The organism is Nocardioides caldifontis (assembly GCF_008087345.1).
GTDB lineage: Bacteria > Actinomycetota > Actinomycetes > Propionibacteriales > Nocardioidaceae > Marmoricola_A > Marmoricola_A caldifontis.
Genome location: NZ_VHIB01000001.1, coordinates 737,602 through 752,026, shown reverse-complemented (window position 1 = coordinate 752,026; position 14,425 = coordinate 737,602). Strand labels below are relative to the sequence as shown.

General features: G+C 75.1%; 14 protein-coding genes and 1 pseudogene. 7 read left to right on the top strand and 8 right to left on the bottom strand.

The features are described 5' to 3' along the window. Window positions 1-65 precede the first annotated feature (65 nt). Window positions 66-443 carry a nuclear transport factor 2 family protein gene (locus tag FIP57_RS11710; protein ID WP_148573662.1) on the top strand — a complete coding sequence of 126 codons (378 nt, stop codon included), beginning with the start codon at window positions 66-68 and terminating at the stop codon, window positions 441-443. Window positions 444-542: 99 nt separating this feature from the next. Then, window positions 543-2,369, top strand: coding sequence for an amino acid permease (locus tag FIP57_RS11705; protein WP_148573661.1), 1,827 nt, complete (start codon window positions 543-545; stop codon window positions 2,367-2,369). Window positions 2,370-2,396: 27 nt separating this feature from the next. On the opposite strand, the gene FIP57_RS11700 is transcribed toward FIP57_RS11705, so the two are convergent. Together FIP57_RS11700 and FIP57_RS11695 are read right to left on the bottom strand one after the other, a co-directional pair. After that, on the bottom strand, window positions 2,397-2,804 hold the full coding sequence (locus FIP57_RS11700) for a maleylpyruvate isomerase mycothiol-dependent enzyme family protein (RefSeq protein WP_148573660.1): 408 nt from the start codon (window positions 2,802-2,804) through the stop codon (window positions 2,397-2,399). A gap of 30 nt (window positions 2,805-2,834) precedes the next feature. Then, the gene (locus tag FIP57_RS11695; protein ID WP_148573659.1) at window positions 2,835-3,203 is read right to left on the bottom strand and encodes a hypothetical protein; all 369 of its coding nucleotides are present in this window, start codon (window positions 3,201-3,203) and stop codon (window positions 2,835-2,837) included. Between the two features lie 267 nt (window positions 3,204-3,470). Between FIP57_RS11695 and FIP57_RS11690 the strand changes: the two genes are divergently transcribed. Next, window positions 3,471-4,724 carry an ATP-binding cassette domain-containing protein gene (locus FIP57_RS11690; protein WP_238993415.1) on the top strand — a complete coding sequence of 418 codons (1,254 nt, stop codon included), beginning with the start codon at window positions 3,471-3,473 and terminating at the stop codon, window positions 4,722-4,724. A 1-nt stretch (window position 4,725) separates the two neighbouring features. Then, entirely contained in the window at window positions 4,726-5,196 is a 471-nt protein-coding gene (locus FIP57_RS24010) for an ATP-binding cassette domain-containing protein (protein WP_238993414.1), read from the top strand. Here FIP57_RS24010 and FIP57_RS11680 read toward each other — a convergent pair. The 3 genes from FIP57_RS11680 to FIP57_RS23650 all read right to left on the bottom strand — a co-directional run bounded on the left by FIP57_RS11680 (window position 5,145) and on the right by FIP57_RS23650 (window position 7,588). Next, entirely contained in the window at window positions 5,145-5,366 is a 222-nt protein-coding gene (locus FIP57_RS11680; protein WP_148573657.1) for a PspC domain-containing protein, read from the bottom strand. The two genes, FIP57_RS24010 and FIP57_RS11680, sit on opposite strands and share 52 nt — an antisense overlap. 82 nt (window positions 5,367-5,448) lie before the next feature. After that, window positions 5,449-6,150, bottom strand: a complete 702-nt coding sequence (locus tag FIP57_RS11675; RefSeq protein ID WP_148573656.1) for a type 1 glutamine amidotransferase — start codon at window positions 6,148-6,150, stop codon at window positions 5,449-5,451. 100 nt (window positions 6,151-6,250) lie between these two features. Then, entirely contained in the window at window positions 6,251-7,588 is a 1,338-nt protein-coding gene (locus tag FIP57_RS23650) for a DEAD/DEAH box helicase (protein ID WP_238993413.1), read from the bottom strand. 226 nt (window positions 7,589-7,814) lie between these two features. On the opposite strand from FIP57_RS23650, the gene FIP57_RS11660 reads away from it, so the two are divergent. Continuing rightward, window positions 7,815-8,498, top strand: a complete 684-nt coding sequence (locus FIP57_RS11660; RefSeq protein ID WP_148573655.1) for a hemerythrin domain-containing protein — start codon at window positions 7,815-7,817, stop codon at window positions 8,496-8,498. Between the two features lie 52 nt (window positions 8,499-8,550). Here FIP57_RS11660 and FIP57_RS11655 read toward each other — a convergent pair whose 3' ends face one another. The 3 genes and pseudogenes from FIP57_RS11655 to FIP57_RS11640 form a co-directional block, all read right to left on the bottom strand. Then, the gene (locus tag FIP57_RS11655; protein WP_148573654.1) at window positions 8,551-10,068 is read right to left on the bottom strand and encodes an ATP-binding protein; all 1,518 of its coding nucleotides are present in this window, start codon (window positions 10,066-10,068) and stop codon (window positions 8,551-8,553) included. Between the two features lie 511 nt (window positions 10,069-10,579). Beyond that, window positions 10,580-11,842, bottom strand: a pseudogene (locus FIP57_RS24520) (BTAD domain-containing putative transcriptional regulator); the annotation flags it as partial. Between the two features lie 40 nt (window positions 11,843-11,882). Beyond that, window positions 11,883-12,587, bottom strand: coding sequence for a hypothetical protein (locus tag FIP57_RS11640; RefSeq protein WP_148573653.1), 705 nt, complete (start codon window positions 12,585-12,587; stop codon window positions 11,883-11,885). 89 nt (window positions 12,588-12,676) lie between these two features. On the opposite strand from FIP57_RS11640, the gene FIP57_RS11635 reads away from it, so the two are divergent. Then, complete coding sequence (locus tag FIP57_RS11635; protein WP_148573652.1) at window positions 12,677-13,501, top strand: maleylpyruvate isomerase family mycothiol-dependent enzyme; 825 nt, start codon at window positions 12,677-12,679, stop codon at window positions 13,499-13,501. Continuing rightward, window positions 13,498-14,424, top strand: a complete 927-nt coding sequence (locus FIP57_RS11630; RefSeq protein ID WP_148573651.1) for an oxidoreductase — start codon at window positions 13,498-13,500, stop codon at window positions 14,422-14,424. The genes FIP57_RS11635 and FIP57_RS11630 overlap by 4 nt, the downstream gene beginning before the upstream one ends. The last annotated feature ends 1 nt before the right edge of the window (window position 14,425 follow it).

Genomic DNA, 14,425 nt, shown 5'->3' with positions numbered 1-14,425 from the left:
GCGACGGCTCGGCCCGTTTTCGGCGCCAAGATGCGACGGCTCGGCGGGGTGGCTACGGTCGGTGCATGAAGGACGAGCTGGAACACCTGGAGCACGAGGGGTGGCACGCGCTGTGCACCGGCACGGGCAGCGAGTTCTACGGCCGGGTGATGACCCCGGACGGCCTGATGGTGCTGGCGAACGGCCAGGTGATGGGCCGCGACGAGGTCGTCGCCTCCCTCCGGGACGCGCCGCCGTGGGCGTCGTACGAGATCAGCGGGTTGCGGCAGGTGCCGGTCGGGCGTGACGCGACCGCCCTGGTGTACGTCGGCACCGCGCACCGTGACGAGGGGCCGAGCATCGTCGCCGCGATGACCAGCACCTACGTCCGGATCGACGGCCAGTGGCGGCTCGCCCTCTACACCCAGACCCCGGCCCACCCGCCGGCCCACCCCGCCGACTGAGCCACCGCGCCGACCTGGTTCCGCCCGGCCCGGGAGCGGGTATCTGAGCCGTCAGCCGGTCCGCCGGAGCGACGGACCCGGACACCGAGGCGGTGGCTGATGGTCGAGCAAGAAGCACAGCAGCTCCAGAAGGGGCTGAAGCAGCGGCACCTCACGATGATCGCGATCGGCGGGGTCATCGGCGCGGGGCTCTTCGTCGGGTCCGGCGTGGTGATCAACCAGACCGGGCCGGCTGCGTTCCTGAGCTACCTCGTCACAGGGTCGCTGATCGTCCTCGTGATGCGCATGCTCGGCGAGATGGCCGCGGCGAACCCGTCGACAGGCTCGTTCTCCGACTACGCCCGGATGGCGCTCGGCGGCTGGGCGGGGTTCTCCGCCGCCTGGCTCTACTGGTACTTCTGGGTGATCGTCGTCGGTTTCGAGGCGGTCGCCGGCGCCAAGATCCTGACCTTCTGGTTCGACGCCCCGCTCTGGCTGCTCTCGCTAGGGCTGATGGTGCTCATGACCGCGACGAACCTCGTCTCCGTCGGGTCGTACGGCGAGTTCGAGTACTGGTTCGCCGGGCTGAAGGTCTTCGCGATCATGGCCTTCCTCGCCCTCGGCACGCTGTACGTGCTCGGGCTCTGGCCCGGAGAGGGGCTCAACTTCTCCAACCTGACCGACCACGGCGGGTTCATGCCCAACGGTGCCGGCGCGATCTTCTCCAGCATCGTGGTCGTCGTCTTCTCGATGGTCGGCGCCGAGATCGCCACCGTCGCGGCCGCGGAGTCGAAGGACCCGGCCCGCGCCATCGCACGCGCGACCCAGTCGGTGATCGTCCGCGTGCTGACCTTCTTCGTCGGGTCGGTGTTCCTGCTGGTCTGCATCCTGCCGTGGGACGACGGCGAGCTCGGCGCGTCGCCGTACGTCGCGGCCTTCGACGAGATGGGGATCCCCTACGCCGACCACATCATGAACGCGGTGGTGCTCACCGCCGTGCTCTCCTGCCTCAACTCCGGGCTCTACACCGCCTCCCGGATGCTCTTCGTGCTCTCCGCGCGGCGGGAGGCGCCGATGAAGCTGGTGCACGTGAACCGCCGGGGCGTGCCGGTGTGGGCGATCCTCGCCTCCACGGTCGTGGGGTTCCTGAGCGTCATCGCGGCGTACGTCTCGCCGGACACCGTCTTCCTGTTCCTGTTGAACTCCTCCGGTGCGGTGATCCTCTTCGTCTACCTGCTGATCGCCCTGTCCCAGCTGGTGCTCCGCCGCCGCACCCCGAAGGACCAGCTGGTCGTGAAGATGTGGCTCTACCCGGTGCTCACGGTCGTCGCGGCCGCGGGGATCCTGGCGGTGCTGGTGCAGATGGCGGTCAAGGACGACACCCGCTCCCAGCTGCTGCTGAGCCTGCTGTCGTGGGCCGTCGTCCTGGGGTTGTACGCCGTCACCCGCTGGCGCGGCGGCTCGGTCTCGGCGGACGAGCTGCTCGAGAAGAACCGCCCCCGCCGGGTGCTCGTCGTCGCCAACCGGACGCTGGTCGCGGACACGCTGCACGACGCGCTGCACGGGCTCGACGGCAGCGACCGGGCCGAGCACCTGGTCGTCGTCCCCGCCCGCCCGTCCGTCCCCACGCAGGGGCGCCGAGGCAGCGCGCCGCCGGAGGACGGGGCGGCGGAGCTGTCGGTCGAGGCGGCCCGCGAGCGGCTCGACGAGACCGTCGCGCAGCTCCGGGAGCAGGGGCTCGACGTGCGCGGCGAGCTCGGCGACGCGACGCCGCTGGTGGCGATGGAGGCGGCGATCCAGGAGTTCCGGCCGGACCTCGTGGTGATCTCCACCCAGCGCGAGGGCAGCTCGCGGTGGCTGCGGCACGGCGTCGTGGAGGAGGCGCGCGACCGGTTCTACGTCCCGGTCGAGCACGTGGTGGTGGAGGAGCCGGTCGCGGCACCCTAGCCCTCACGGCCCGGCGACCCTGCCCTGTCAGCCCCGCGCGGCCAGTGCGGCCACGCCGGGGCCCTCGAGGTCGTCGAGCGCGACCCGGCGACCGCTCACGACGAGGAGCAGCGACAGGGCAGGACCACGGACCTCGGGGCCGTCACCCAGCGTCGTGCCGTGGTCCGCGGCCACCAGCCGCAGACCGGCCACCCGCTCCTTGCCACCGCCGAACGAGACCGGCGTGCGCGCCTCCAGCCGGAGCGCCCGCGAGACGGCCTCGTCGGCGTAGGCGTGGCGCAGCCCGAGGGGGCGGCGGACGTCCTCGCCGTGCACGACCTCCTCGACGAGCCGCGACGGCTGCTCCCACTGCTCGTCGTCGAGCTCGGCCAGCTCGTCCAGCAGTGCCGCCCGCTCGGTGTGCACCAGCGGCCAGACGTCACGCGTCGTCCCCATGTGGCAGTGGACGAACGGCCGGGGTCCGACTCATCGGTCGACGGCCGACGGGGTCGCCCGGTGGAAGAGCCAGGCTGCCGCGCCGAACAGGGCGCCGTACATCGCGTTGAGCCCGAGGATCTCCAGCGCCGAGGCGCCCGGCTCGTCGGCGTACCCGAGGAGCAGCGCGACGACCGCGACGACACCGCACGCGGCCGCGGCGCCGAGCGTGGTCAGCGCCATGCCGGTGGCCCGCAGCCGGGAGGCGAGCGCACCGAGGAGCACCACGCCGAGGACGCCGAGGTAGAGCCGGTCGGGACGTCCGCCGTCGCCGATGATCCCGAGCGCGCCGATCCCGTAGACCAGGAACAGCGCGGTGAACAGGGTGAGCCCGAGGGCCAGCAGGTAGGGGCGCTTCATGGTGACGACGCTAGGAGCGCCGCTGGTCGGGACGGGTGCGCGCGGTGTGGAGGTCCTGTGCAGATCAGGGTTCTCCGGCCGGCGGAAATCCCGTGGAGCGGCGCGGGGACGCTCGGTACCGTGGACGCATGCACACCGCATCGATGAGGCTCCGCACCGCCGCCTGACGGCAGCGCACGACCTCGTCCTCTCCGCTGCCGTCCACGGCGTCCACGCCGGGCGGCCTCTCGCCGTACCCGGCTCCCCTCGCTCCAGCGGAGACCTCTCGTGCACCGACCCTCTGCGGCCCGTCCGGCCGCCTCGCAGCCCGCCCCCTTCCTCCTCGACACCGCGACCCCTGCCGGTGGTCGGGCGCAGCTCACTGCCGGCGGCGTCACCGTCACCCGCGGCGGCCGACGCGTGCTCGACCACGTCGACCTGACCGTCGCGCCCGGCAGCCGTCTCGCGGTCGTCGGCGAGAACGGCCGCGGCAAGACGACCCTGCTCCACGTGCTCGCCGGACGGCTCACCCCGGACGCCGGCACCGTGCGCCGGGTCGGCAGCCTCGGCATCGCCGACCAGGAGCTCGAGGTCGCGGAGGGCGCCACCGTCGGCACCCTGCTCGACGGCGCGCTCCTCGGCGCCCGCACCGCGCTCGCCGGGCTCGACGTCGCGGCCGCGGCCCTCGCCTCGGGTCCGCCGGGCGCCGACGACGCGTACGCCGCCGCGCTCGAGCGGTGCGAGGCCCTCGACGCCTGGGACGCCGAGCGTCAGGTCGACGTGGCGCTCGAGGCGCTCGACGCCTGCGCCGACCGCGAACGGCCCCTGATCACCCTCTCGGTCGGCGAGCGGTACCGGGTCCGGCTCGCTGCCCTGCTCGGCACCACGCTCGACCTGCTCCTCCTCGACGAGCCCACCAACCACCTCGACGCCGGCGGGCTCGCGTTCCTCACCGAACGGGTGCGCGGCCACGCGGGCGGGGTCGTGCTCGTCAGCCACGACCGCGCGCTGCTGCGCGACACCGCCGAGGAGGTGCTCGACCTCGACCCCACCAGGGACGGCCGGCCGCGGCTCTTCGGCGGCGGGTACGACGGGTGGCGCGCCGGGCGCGAGCGCGAACGGGCGGCCTGGGAGCAGGAGCACGCCGCGCAGCTGCTCGAACGGCAACGGCTGGTCACGTCGCTGGAGCAGGCGCGGTCCCGCCTCGTCGACGGCTGGCGGCCCGAGAAGGGGACGCCGAAGCACCAGCGTCAGACCCGCGCGCCCGGCGTCGTACGGGCGGTGAACCGGCAGCAGGCCCGGCTCGACGCCCACCAGGTGACGGTGCTGCCACCACCGTTGAGGTTCGCGATGCCGGCGCTCGGCGGGCGCCGGGGCCGGGACGTCGTGGTCGCGGTCGACGCGACGGTCGAGGGGCGGTTGGCCCCCACCTCGGTCGAGGTGCGCGCCGGGGACCGGCTGCTGGTCACCGGCCCGAACGGCGGGCGGGAAGTCCACGCTGCTCGGGCTGCTGGCCGGCCGCCTCGCCCCCACCTCCGGTGAGGTGCGACGGTCCGCCGGGGCGCGGGTGGGGTACGTCGCGCAGGAGTCGTCGGCCCACGGGAGATCGACGGTGGCGGAGGCGTACACCCGGCACGTCGACCGGCTCGTGGCGGAGGGGCGGCTCGACCCTGCCGAGGCCGTGGGGCTCGGGGGGCTCGGGCTGCTCGACGCGGAGGCCCGTCGTACGCCGGTCGACCGGCTGTCCCAGGGCCAGCAGCGCCGGCTCGAGCTGGCCCTGTGCCTGGCCGGGCGCCCCGACGTGCTGGTGCTCGACGAGCCGACCAACCACCTCTCGCTCACGCTGGTGGACGAGCTGGTGGCCGCGCTCGAGCAGGCCGACGCGGCCGTCGTCCTGGCCACCCACGACCGGCAGCTGCTGCGCGACCTGGCGGGGTGGCCCCGGCTCGAGGTGGCGGCCGGTCAGCCGGCGTACCGCTCCTCGGCCGGCATCACGATCCAGAGGACCGGGTAGAGGATCAGCTGGCTGCCGGGGATGAGGAGCAGCGCGAGGAAGAGCAGCCGCGCGGCCCACGGGTCGATGCCGAACCGGTGCGCCAGCCCGGCGCACACGCCGGCGACGATCCGGCCGTGGCGGGGGCGGACGAGGCCGCGGCGCTGCATGCTGTCGTGGACGGTGCCCATGGTTTCCTCCTGTGTGGTCTCCTTCCAGCGTGCGTCGCCGGTCGCCGGAACCCCATCCGGAGAGACCCTGGTCGGCCCCTGATCAGGAGAAGCGGGCCAGGAAGTCGTCGACGAGTGCGTACGCCGCGGCGCGGGACTGCTCCTCCCGGTCGGTCGCGAGGGCCACGAGCGCCTCCGGCGGCTCCTCCACGCCCTCCAGCATGAACGGGGCCCGGCGGAACCAGTCCTCGAGCACCTCGGGCCGGACCTCGGGGTGGAACTGCACCGCGAGGGCGCCGGGCACGGTGAAGGCCTGGACCCCGCAGCCGTTGCTGGCCAGGAGCTCCGCCGACGGAGGCAGGTCGATCACGTCGCTGTGGAACTCCCACCACGGGCCGGCCGGGACGAGCGAGGAGTCGGTGGTCTCGACCTGCACCAGCCCGACCTCCGGCGTGGTCGCCGTACGGACCCGTCCGCCGAAGGCGTGGGCGAGCACCTGGGCGCCGTAGCAGAGGCCGAGCACCGGCACCCCCGCCGCGGTCGCCGAGCGGACGAGCGCACACTCCGCCTCGAGCGCCTCCGGGGCGACCGGGTCGGCGACCGACCACGCCGAGCCGAGCAGCAGGACGGCCGCGGCCTCCGGCGGCACCGCGGACGGCACCGCCTTGTCGCGCCACACCGGCTCCAGCACGAAGCCGCGCTCGACGAACCGGTCGCCGACGTAACCGGCGTCGGGGTCGCTGACGTTGGCGACGACGAGGACGGGGGGACGCTCGTCGCGGTGCTGCGCGGTGGTCGGTTCCATGGCCCGAACCTAACCGGGGGCGGCCACCGCGTTCATGTCGGTGCGCAGGTGATCCGGCCTCAGGAGGTGCGCACGGACATGAACGGTGGGGCTGGCTCGGTCAGCCGCGGCGGGCGCGGGCCGTCGAGGGGCGCGCCGGGCGGCCGCCACGACGGCCGGGGCGCTCGTCGCGACGGCGCCCCTTCCCGGCGTACCCGCCCCGCGGGCCCTGGGGACCGCCGGCCTTCTTGCGGGCCGGGGCCTTGAGGGTGCCGGAGGAGGCGAGCGCCTCCGCGGTCATGGGCGAGGGCGCCGTACGCACGTCGTGGTGGCGCGCCTCGACGCCGGCCGTCCGCTGCAGCTGCGCGACGCTCGTGAGCTGGCGCAGGGTGGCGATCGTGACCACCGCACCGGACTCGCCGGCGCGGGCGGTGCGCCCGGAGCGGTGGAGGTACGCCTTCGGATCGGTCGGCGGGTCGAAGTGGACGACCAGCCCGACACCGTCGACGTGGATGCCGCGGGCGGCGACGTCGGTGGCGACCACGGCCTGGGCGCGGCCGGTGGAGAACCGTTCGAGGTTCCGCTCCCGGACCCGCTGCGACAGGTTGCCGTGCAGGTCGACGGCGTTGACGCCCTGCTCGGCGAGGGCGTCGCGGAGCTCGGTGGCGCCCTCGCGGGTGCGGGTGAAGACGATCGAGCGCGGGTTCGCCTCGACGAGCGCGACGGCCGCGGCCACCTTGTCGCGGAACCCGCCGACGGTCAGGACGTGGTGGTCCATCGTCGTGACGCTCGCCGAGGAGCTGTCGAGCTCGTGGAGCCGCGGGTCGCGCAGGTGCTTCTTCACGAGCACGTCGACGTCGCCGTCGAGGGTCGCGCTGAGCAGCAGCCGCTGCGCGCCCTCGGGGGTCAGCGACAGCAGCTCGTCGACCTCCGGGAAGAACCCGAGGTCGCAGAGGTGGTCGGCCTCGTCGAGCACGGTCACCTGCACGTCGTCGGTCTGCAGGATCCCCTTGTCGATCAGGTCGCGGAGCCGGCCCGGCGTGGCCACGACGATGTCGGTGCCCTGGCGGAGCTGCTGCACCTGGCGGTCGTACCGCGTGCCGCCGTACACCGTCGCGAGCTTCAGCTTCACCGCCCGCGCCACCAGCTCCATCGACCGCTCGACCTGGCCGGCGAGCTCGCGGGTCGGGACGATGATGATCGCCCGCGGACGGTTGATCCGGCTCTTCTCCCCCGCGAGCCGGGCGACGACCGGGATGCCGAAGGCGAGGGTCTTCCCGGAGCCGGTCTGCGCGCGGCCGAGCACGTCGTGGCCGGCGAGCGCGTCGGGGATGACGGCGGACTGGACGGGGGTGGGGGTCTCGATGTCCTCGAGCACGAGGGCGGCGAGCACCTTGCGGGGCAGCCCGAAGGACTCGAAGGTGGGGACGGCAGGGACAGGCAGCGGTACGACGGACACGGAGCTCTTCTCGGGTCGAGCCCGATCACTGGTCCGCGCCGCAGAGGGCGCCCCACACCGGGCGACATGAAAGAAGGCCGCGCGAAACGCTGCGGCCTCTGGGGCCAGCCTACCAGGCCGCGCGGGACCTCCGGCCCACTGTGACGGGTGCAACCAGCGCTCAAGGTGGTTGCAAGAGCCCGGTCCCACGGTGGTCACGTCCACCGACCACCAGGAGAGAGAAACGATGTCCACCACCAGCCACGGCCAGACCGGCGCCCTCGTCGACACCAGCGTCATGCCGACCCTGCACACCTTCCACCGCCGCGAGTTCCGCCTCGCCGGTGGGGTGGTCCGCGGTGTCACCGCCGGCGACCTGCGGCGGGCCGCCGTGGTCGCCGACCACGTGGAGTTCCTGACCCGGCACCTGCACCACCACCACACCATCGAGGACGAGCTGATGTGGCCGAAGCTGCTCGAGCGCGTCCCCGACGAGCTCGCGCCGATCGTGCACCTCATGGAGTCCCAGCACGAGCGGGTCGACGGGCTGATCCAGCGGATCGGCGGGCTGCTGCCGACGTTCCGCTCGTCCGCCGGGGCCGAGGTCCGCGACCAGGTGGCCGACCTCCTCGACGAGCTCCACGTCCACCTCATCGAGCACCTCGACGCCGAGGAGCAGCGGCTGCTGCCGATCGCCGCGCGCACCATGAAGCAGGCGGAGTGGGACGCGATGGGCGATGCCGGACGGGCGAGCACGCCGCGCAAGGAGCTGGCGCTGACGTTCGGGATGTACCAGTACGAAGGCGACCCCGCCGTCATCGCCGAGATGCTGGCGCCGGCTCCCCTGCCGGTCCGGGTGCTGGTACCGAGGCTCGCGCGGCGGGCGTTCCGGAAGTACGCCGAGCGGATCCACGGGACGCCGACCCCCTGACCTGGCCCTCGTGGCACGCCTGGATGGTGTTGAGCGCGCGAGGAGGAGACCTTCAGCCGACGACGGTGCCGGCCAGTCGGGTCAACGCCTCCTCGGTCCGCCCGACCCAGTGGGCCAGCCCGAGCTCCCGGTGCACCTGCAGGGCCATCTCGAGGTGCCGGGCCGCGGCGGTCGGGTCCCCGGCGACCCGGGCGAGCTCGCCGAGGGCGAGGTGCATGCTGCCGCGGAAGGCGACGGGGACGGAGTACGCCAGCCGGTCCCCGTACGGCAGCAGCTCGTCGTACATCCGCGCCGCGGCGGCCGCGTCCCCGAGCCCGGACCAGACCTCGGCGCGGACCGCCATGTACGGCAGCCACATGTAGTCGAACGAGAACGCCGGCTGCTCGTCGTACGACCCCAGCAGCAGCCGCAGCTCGTCGACGCGACCGGCGCGGAGCAGCGAGAGGGCGTGCAGCTCGCGGAAGGCCGGGTGGTACGGCGCGGCCCGGCGCAGGTGGGGCTCCATCTCCCCCAGCCGTCCCTCGACGTCCCGGAGGTTGGCCCGCTGGCTGACCTCGATCCCCACACCGGACATCGCGAGCGTCGCCTGGAACCGTTCGATCTCGGCGATGTCCTGCTCGGCGCCCGCGAGGTCGCCGTCGACCTGCTTGCGCAGGGACAGGCACCAGCCGGAGACGACGATGTTCTGCGGCAGGTGGTGGCGTACGGCGAGCTCGTGGGCGCGCACCACGTCGGACTGCATCTCCTGCAGCCGGCCGAGCTCCCCGAGGTCCTGCGCGCGGGCGGTCAGCGCGGCGGCGACGTCGATCGGGTCGCCGACCTCGAGGGCCAGCGAGACGATCTCGTCGCGCAGCGCAGCGCGGTGGTGCAGCAGGTCGGGCCTGAGCAGCGCCATCTGGGCCAGCCGCAGCACCTGCAGCTCGGCGTGGCCGCGCCGCCCCGTCGAGCGCACCATCGCGACCGCCTGGTCCGCCAGCACCGTCGCCCGGTGGGCGGAGCCGGGGCGGTACAGCATCTCCACCGCGATCGCCGCGTTGATCCGTGCCCGGGTGAGCACGTCCTCGCGGGGCTGCTGCTCGAGCACGGTCTGCCAGAGCTCGATCGCCTCGTCGTCCCAGGTCGGGTGCGTGCGCCACCCCCAGACGACCCGTTCGGTGACGGTCAGCAGCGCCTCGGCGGCCGCCGCCCCGTCGCGGCGCGCGAGCGCCGACCGTGCCGCCTCGGCGGCGGGCTCCCACGCCTCGAGGGGGCGGGCGACGCGGGTCAGGGCCCGGGCCCGGCCGCGGAGCACGGTCTCCCGCTCGGCCGGCTCGACCGTCGGGTCGCCCCCCTGCAGCACGGCCGCCTCGGTGAGCAGCCGGAGCGCCTCGTCGTGCTCGGCCCCGGCCGCGGCGGCCTCCCCGGCACGGAGCGCGAAGTGCCAGGCACTGCGGGCGTACGCCGGACCCGCGAGCCGGTAGTGCTCGGCCAGCTCGGCGGCGTGCTCGCGGACCCGGCCTCCGTGCACCTCCTCGAGCGCCGCGGCGACCTTCGCGTGCGCGCGGCCGGACGGCGTCGCGGACGAGCGCATGGCTGAACCGGTAGCGGTCGGGCCCCTCCTCCCCAACCAGGTCGAGCACCAGCGCGCTCTCGACCGCCTCCTCGACGGCCACGTCGTCGTCGACCACCCGCGCGACGACGGCGAGGTCGAACGACCGGCCGGCGACCGCGGCGGTGGTGAGCACCTCGACGCTCGACGCGGGCAGGGACGCGAGCCGCTGCCGGACGACGTCGCGGACGCCGCGCGGCACCGCCCGCCAGGCCGGGGCGCGCAGGTCGCCGAGGGCGCCCTCGGCGACGAGCAGCCGGACGAGCTCGGTGACGTAGAAGGGGTTGCCGTCGGTGCGGGCGACCAGCTCCGCGGCGACCTCGGGACCGACGGTGAGCCCGGCGTGCTCGGCCACCCACCGCTGCACCGCGTCGGCGGGGAGCCCGGCGAGCTCGACGCGGAGCGGGTCCAGCCGGGCGAGGGCGGCGAGCACGTCGGCCACCGGTCCGCCGATCTCGGCCGGTGCGTTGCGGAGGGCGACGACGAGGACGACCGGCACCGCGGCCAGCTCGGCCGCGAGCCGCCGGAGCAGCCGCAGGCTGGCGGCGTCGGCCCAGTGCACGTCGTCGAGGACGAGGAGCGAGGGCCGCCCGTCCGCGAGCCCGGCGAGGACGGCGTCGGCCTGGCGGAACACGGCCGAGGCGACGTCACCGGCGTCCTCGGACGCCGCGGCGAGGAGGTGCGGGCTGCCCAGCGCCTGGGTGAGCGCCCGGCTCCATCCCCACAGCGCAGGGCAGGCCTCCGGCTCCCAGGTCCCGCGGCCGGTGCGGAAGCCGCGCGCCGTGGCCAGCTCGCCGACCGCCTCGGTGAACCGGGTCTTGCCGATGCCCGGCTCCCCGCTCACCACCACGGTGCGGCCACGGCCGGCGGCCGCCTCGTCGAGCACCCGCTCGACCTCGGCCAGCCACTCGAGGCGCCCGTGGAGCAAGGGCGCCGAGGCGGGCGCAGCCGCGACGGGCTCGGCGGCCGGAACCAAGGCTGGCGCCGACACAGTCGCGGCCGCCGGCAGGTCCAGTGCGGGGTCCTGGCGCAGCACCGCCTCCTCCAGCGCCCGCAGCTCCGGCCCCGGGTCCACCCCGAGCTCCTCGGCCAGGGCCGACCGGACCCGGCGGAGGGCGGCCAGCGCGTCGGCCTGCCGGGAGTCCCGGTACAACGCCAGCGCGAGCAGCGCCCAGAGCTGCTCGCGGAGCGGGTGGAGCCGGGTCAGCTGCTCGAGCTCGGCGACGGCCTCGGCGTGCTCCCCGCGGGCCAGCCGGAGCTCCCAGAGTCGGGTCACTGCGGCGGTCCTGAGCTCGACGAGCCGGGTCGCCTCGGCCTCGAGGGAGGGGCCGGTCAGCCCGGCGTACGGCTCACCGCGCCAGAGGTCCAGCGCCTCCTCGATCAGCCCCACCGCCACGTCGGGCGCCGCGTCGCGGGCCTCACGGACCAGCGCGGCGAAGCGGCGGGCGTCGACGGCCTCGGCCGGCACGTCGAGCGAGTAGCCACCCGCATGGGTCCGGAGCAGCTCGCCCGGCCGCCCCGAGCCGCGGTCGGGCTCGAGGGCCCGCCGGAGCCGGGCGACGTACGACTGGAGCGACGCCTCCACCCGCGCCGGCGGCTCCTCGCCCCACACCTGGTCGATGAGCTGCTCCACCGGGACCGGCCGGCCGGCGGCGGCCACCAGCTGGCCCAGGAGGGTGCGCGGCTTGGGGCCGCCGAGGTCCACGACCCGGCCGGCGACCACGACCTCCAGGTCGCCCAGCACGCGGACCAGCATGGGGGGAGGCTAGCCGCCCCGCCCCCTCCCGTCCCGGGGCTCAGGTCACGGGCTGCGGTGACCGCTCCGGGACCCCCGGCGAGGCCGCCCCCGAGGACCCGGGCGCGCCGAGGACACCGGTCGCGAGCGTCCACGAGGCCAGCGCGATCGCCGCGACCGGGAAGAGCCGGCTCGCCTCGAGGTCGGGCAGGAGCAGCATCAGCGGGATCGACGCCGCGTGCACGACGCCGGCGAGCAGCCCGAGCCCGGCGACCGCACGCCGGGGCAGGCTCGCCCCGCGCGCCGTCGCGAGCGCCAGCATCGCGACGGCCCAGCCGCTCAACGGGTACAGGACCGCGCTCAGCCCGACGTGCGTCCAGGCCACCGGCGCGGCCCCGCCCGCGGCGAGCGCGTCGGAGTCGACGACCGCCGCCAGGTGGGCGACCGTCTCGACCACGTAGAGCCCGACCGCGACCCCGGCGATGCCGAACGCGCGGCGCACCGACGACGACCAGCGGAGGTCCCGACGGGCGGTCCACAGACCGAGTGCGAGCAGCGCCGTGCTCACGACGATGAACGCGTGGCCGAGGACCCACTGGTCGTCGGCGGTCATCTGGGCCAGCCGCTCGCGGAGCGGGTCGGAGGCGTCCGAGTCGGGGTGCATCCCGCCGCCCACCACGGCGGTGAGGGCGGAGCCGACGAGGAGGAGCCGCCAGGTCCGAGAGACGGTCCGGGAGACCGAACGGGGAGAGGTGTCGTGGGTCATGGGGAGACCGTCGACCCGGCCCCTTGCAGCCACCTTGACGTGCGCTGGACACGGCGGCGCAGCGCAGGGGCACGGCTAGGCTCCCGGTCGTGACCAGCACCCACGACCCCCTCCGCCACCTCGTCGACGTGTGGCACCGGGCGGCGCAGGACGCCGTCGCCCTGCTCCGCGCGCTCGAGCCCCACGAGTGGGAGCTGCCCACCGACCTCCCCGGCTGGGACGTCCGCGCCGTCGCCAGCCACCTGGCCCACCTCGAGTCCGAGCTGGCCGGCAACCCGCAGGAGCAGGTCGAGGTACCGGAGGCGCCGCACGTGAAGGGGCTGATGGGGCAGTTCACCGAGGCCGGCTGCGTCGTACGCCGGGGGTGGCCGGCCGCGAAGATCGTCGAGGAGCTCGAGTCGAGCGTCGCCGCGCGGTACGCCGCCCTCCAGGCCGACCCGCCGACGGACCCCTCGGCACCCGGCCCCGGGTTCGCCGGGCTGATCGGGTGGAGCTGGCAGACGTTGCTCAGCAACCGGCCGCTCGACCTGTGGATGCACGAGCAGGACATCCGGCGGGCCACCGGGCGTCCGGGCGGGATGACCTCCCCCGCCGCCGAGCACGTCGCCGACGTGTTCGCGCGCAGCCTCCCCTACGTCCTCGGCAAGAAGGTCGGCGCGCCGGTCGGCACCACCGTGGTGCTCGAGGTGACCGGCCCGGTGACCCGCACCCTGGCCGCCACCGTCGGCGACGACGGACGAGGAGCGGCGCTCGCCGAGCCGCCCGGCACCCCTGACGCCCGGGTGCTCCTCGGCTTCGAGGACTACGCCGTGCTGGCCGGCGGCCGCCGTCCCGCCGACGCCGTCGACGCGAAGCTCGAGGGCGACGAGGCGCTGGCGCGCCGGGTGCTCGCGTCGCTGGCCGTCACCCCGTGACCCGCTGGACCCTGGCGGACGTGCCGGACCTGACCGGCCGCCGCGCCCTCGTGACCGGCGTGACCAGCGGGCTCGGCGAGGTGACCGCCCGCGAGCTGGCCCGCGCCGGAGCCGAGGTGGTGCTGGCCGCACGCGACCCCGAGAAGCTCGACGCCGCCGCGCACGCCGTCCGCGCGGAAGTGCCCGGCGCCCGGCTGGTGCCGCTCCGGCTCGACCTCGCCGACCTGTCGTCGGTCCGCCGGGCCGCGGAGGAGGCGTCCGCCGCCGGGCCCCTCGACGTGCTGGTGAACAACGCGGGGGTCATGGCGACGCCGTACGAACGGACCGCGGACGGCTTCGAGCTCCAGCTCGGGACCAACCACCTCGGCCACTTCGCGCTGACCGGGCTGCTCCTCGACGCGCTCGTCGCGTCCGGGGACGGCCGGGTCGTCACGGTCTCCTCCCACATGGCGCGCAGCGTCCGCGGGGTCTCGCTCCGCGACCCGCGGGACCCGGGGGCCCGGTACCGCCGGTGGGGCGCCTACGGACAGTCGAAGCTGGCGAACCTGCTGTTCACCTTCGAGCTCGACCGGCGGGTACGCGCGGCCCGGCTGCCGGTGACCGCGGTCGCCGCGCACCCCGGCTACACGGTGACGAACCTGGTCCACAACGGCATCGGCCGGAGCAGCCCCGCCCCCGTCGGCGCCGTGGCGGTGGCCGTCACGCGGCTCGTCGGGCAGGGCGTGGAGCAGGGCGCGCTCCCGCAGCTCCGGGCGGCCGTCGAGCCGGGGCTGGAGGGCGGCAGCTACGTCGGCCCGGGCCACCCGTTCGAGCTCAACGGCCCGCCGGTGCTGGTCTCCCCGCCGCGCTCCGCGCTCGACGAGCAGCAGGCCGCCGGTCTCTGGAGGGTCTCCGAGGAGGCGACGGGGGTGCGCTACCCCTAGC

Excerpts from the sequence above, each read along its gene's own strand:
- FIP57_RS11700 (WP_148573660.1), bottom strand. The coding sequence starts at position 2,804 with ATGGGGACGACGCGTGACGTCTGGCCGCTGGTGCACACCGAGCGGGCG.
- FIP57_RS11695 (WP_148573659.1), bottom strand. The coding sequence starts at position 3,203 with ATGAAGCGCCCCTACCTGCTGGCCCTCGGGCTCACCCTGTTCACCGCG.
- FIP57_RS11675 (WP_148573656.1), bottom strand. The coding sequence starts at position 6,150 with ATGGAACCGACCACCGCGCAGCACCGCGACGAGCGTCCCCCCGTCCTC.
- FIP57_RS11660 (WP_148573655.1), top strand. The coding sequence starts at position 7,815 with ATGTCCACCACCAGCCACGGCCAGACCGGCGCCCTCGTCGACACCAGC.
- FIP57_RS11710 (WP_148573662.1), top strand. The coding sequence starts at position 66 with ATGAAGGACGAGCTGGAACACCTGGAGCACGAGGGGTGGCACGCGCTG.
- FIP57_RS11655 (WP_148573654.1), bottom strand. The coding sequence starts at position 10,068 with ATGCGCTCGTCCGCGACGCCGTCCGGCCGCGCGCACGCGAAGGTCGCC.
- FIP57_RS11680 (WP_148573657.1), bottom strand. The coding sequence starts at position 5,366 with ATGGGCACCGTCCACGACAGCATGCAGCGCCGCGGCCTCGTCCGCCCC.
- FIP57_RS11705 (WP_148573661.1), top strand. The coding sequence starts at position 543 with ATGGTCGAGCAAGAAGCACAGCAGCTCCAGAAGGGGCTGAAGCAGCGG.
- FIP57_RS11640 (WP_148573653.1), bottom strand. The coding sequence starts at position 12,587 with ATGACCCACGACACCTCTCCCCGTTCGGTCTCCCGGACCGTCTCTCGG.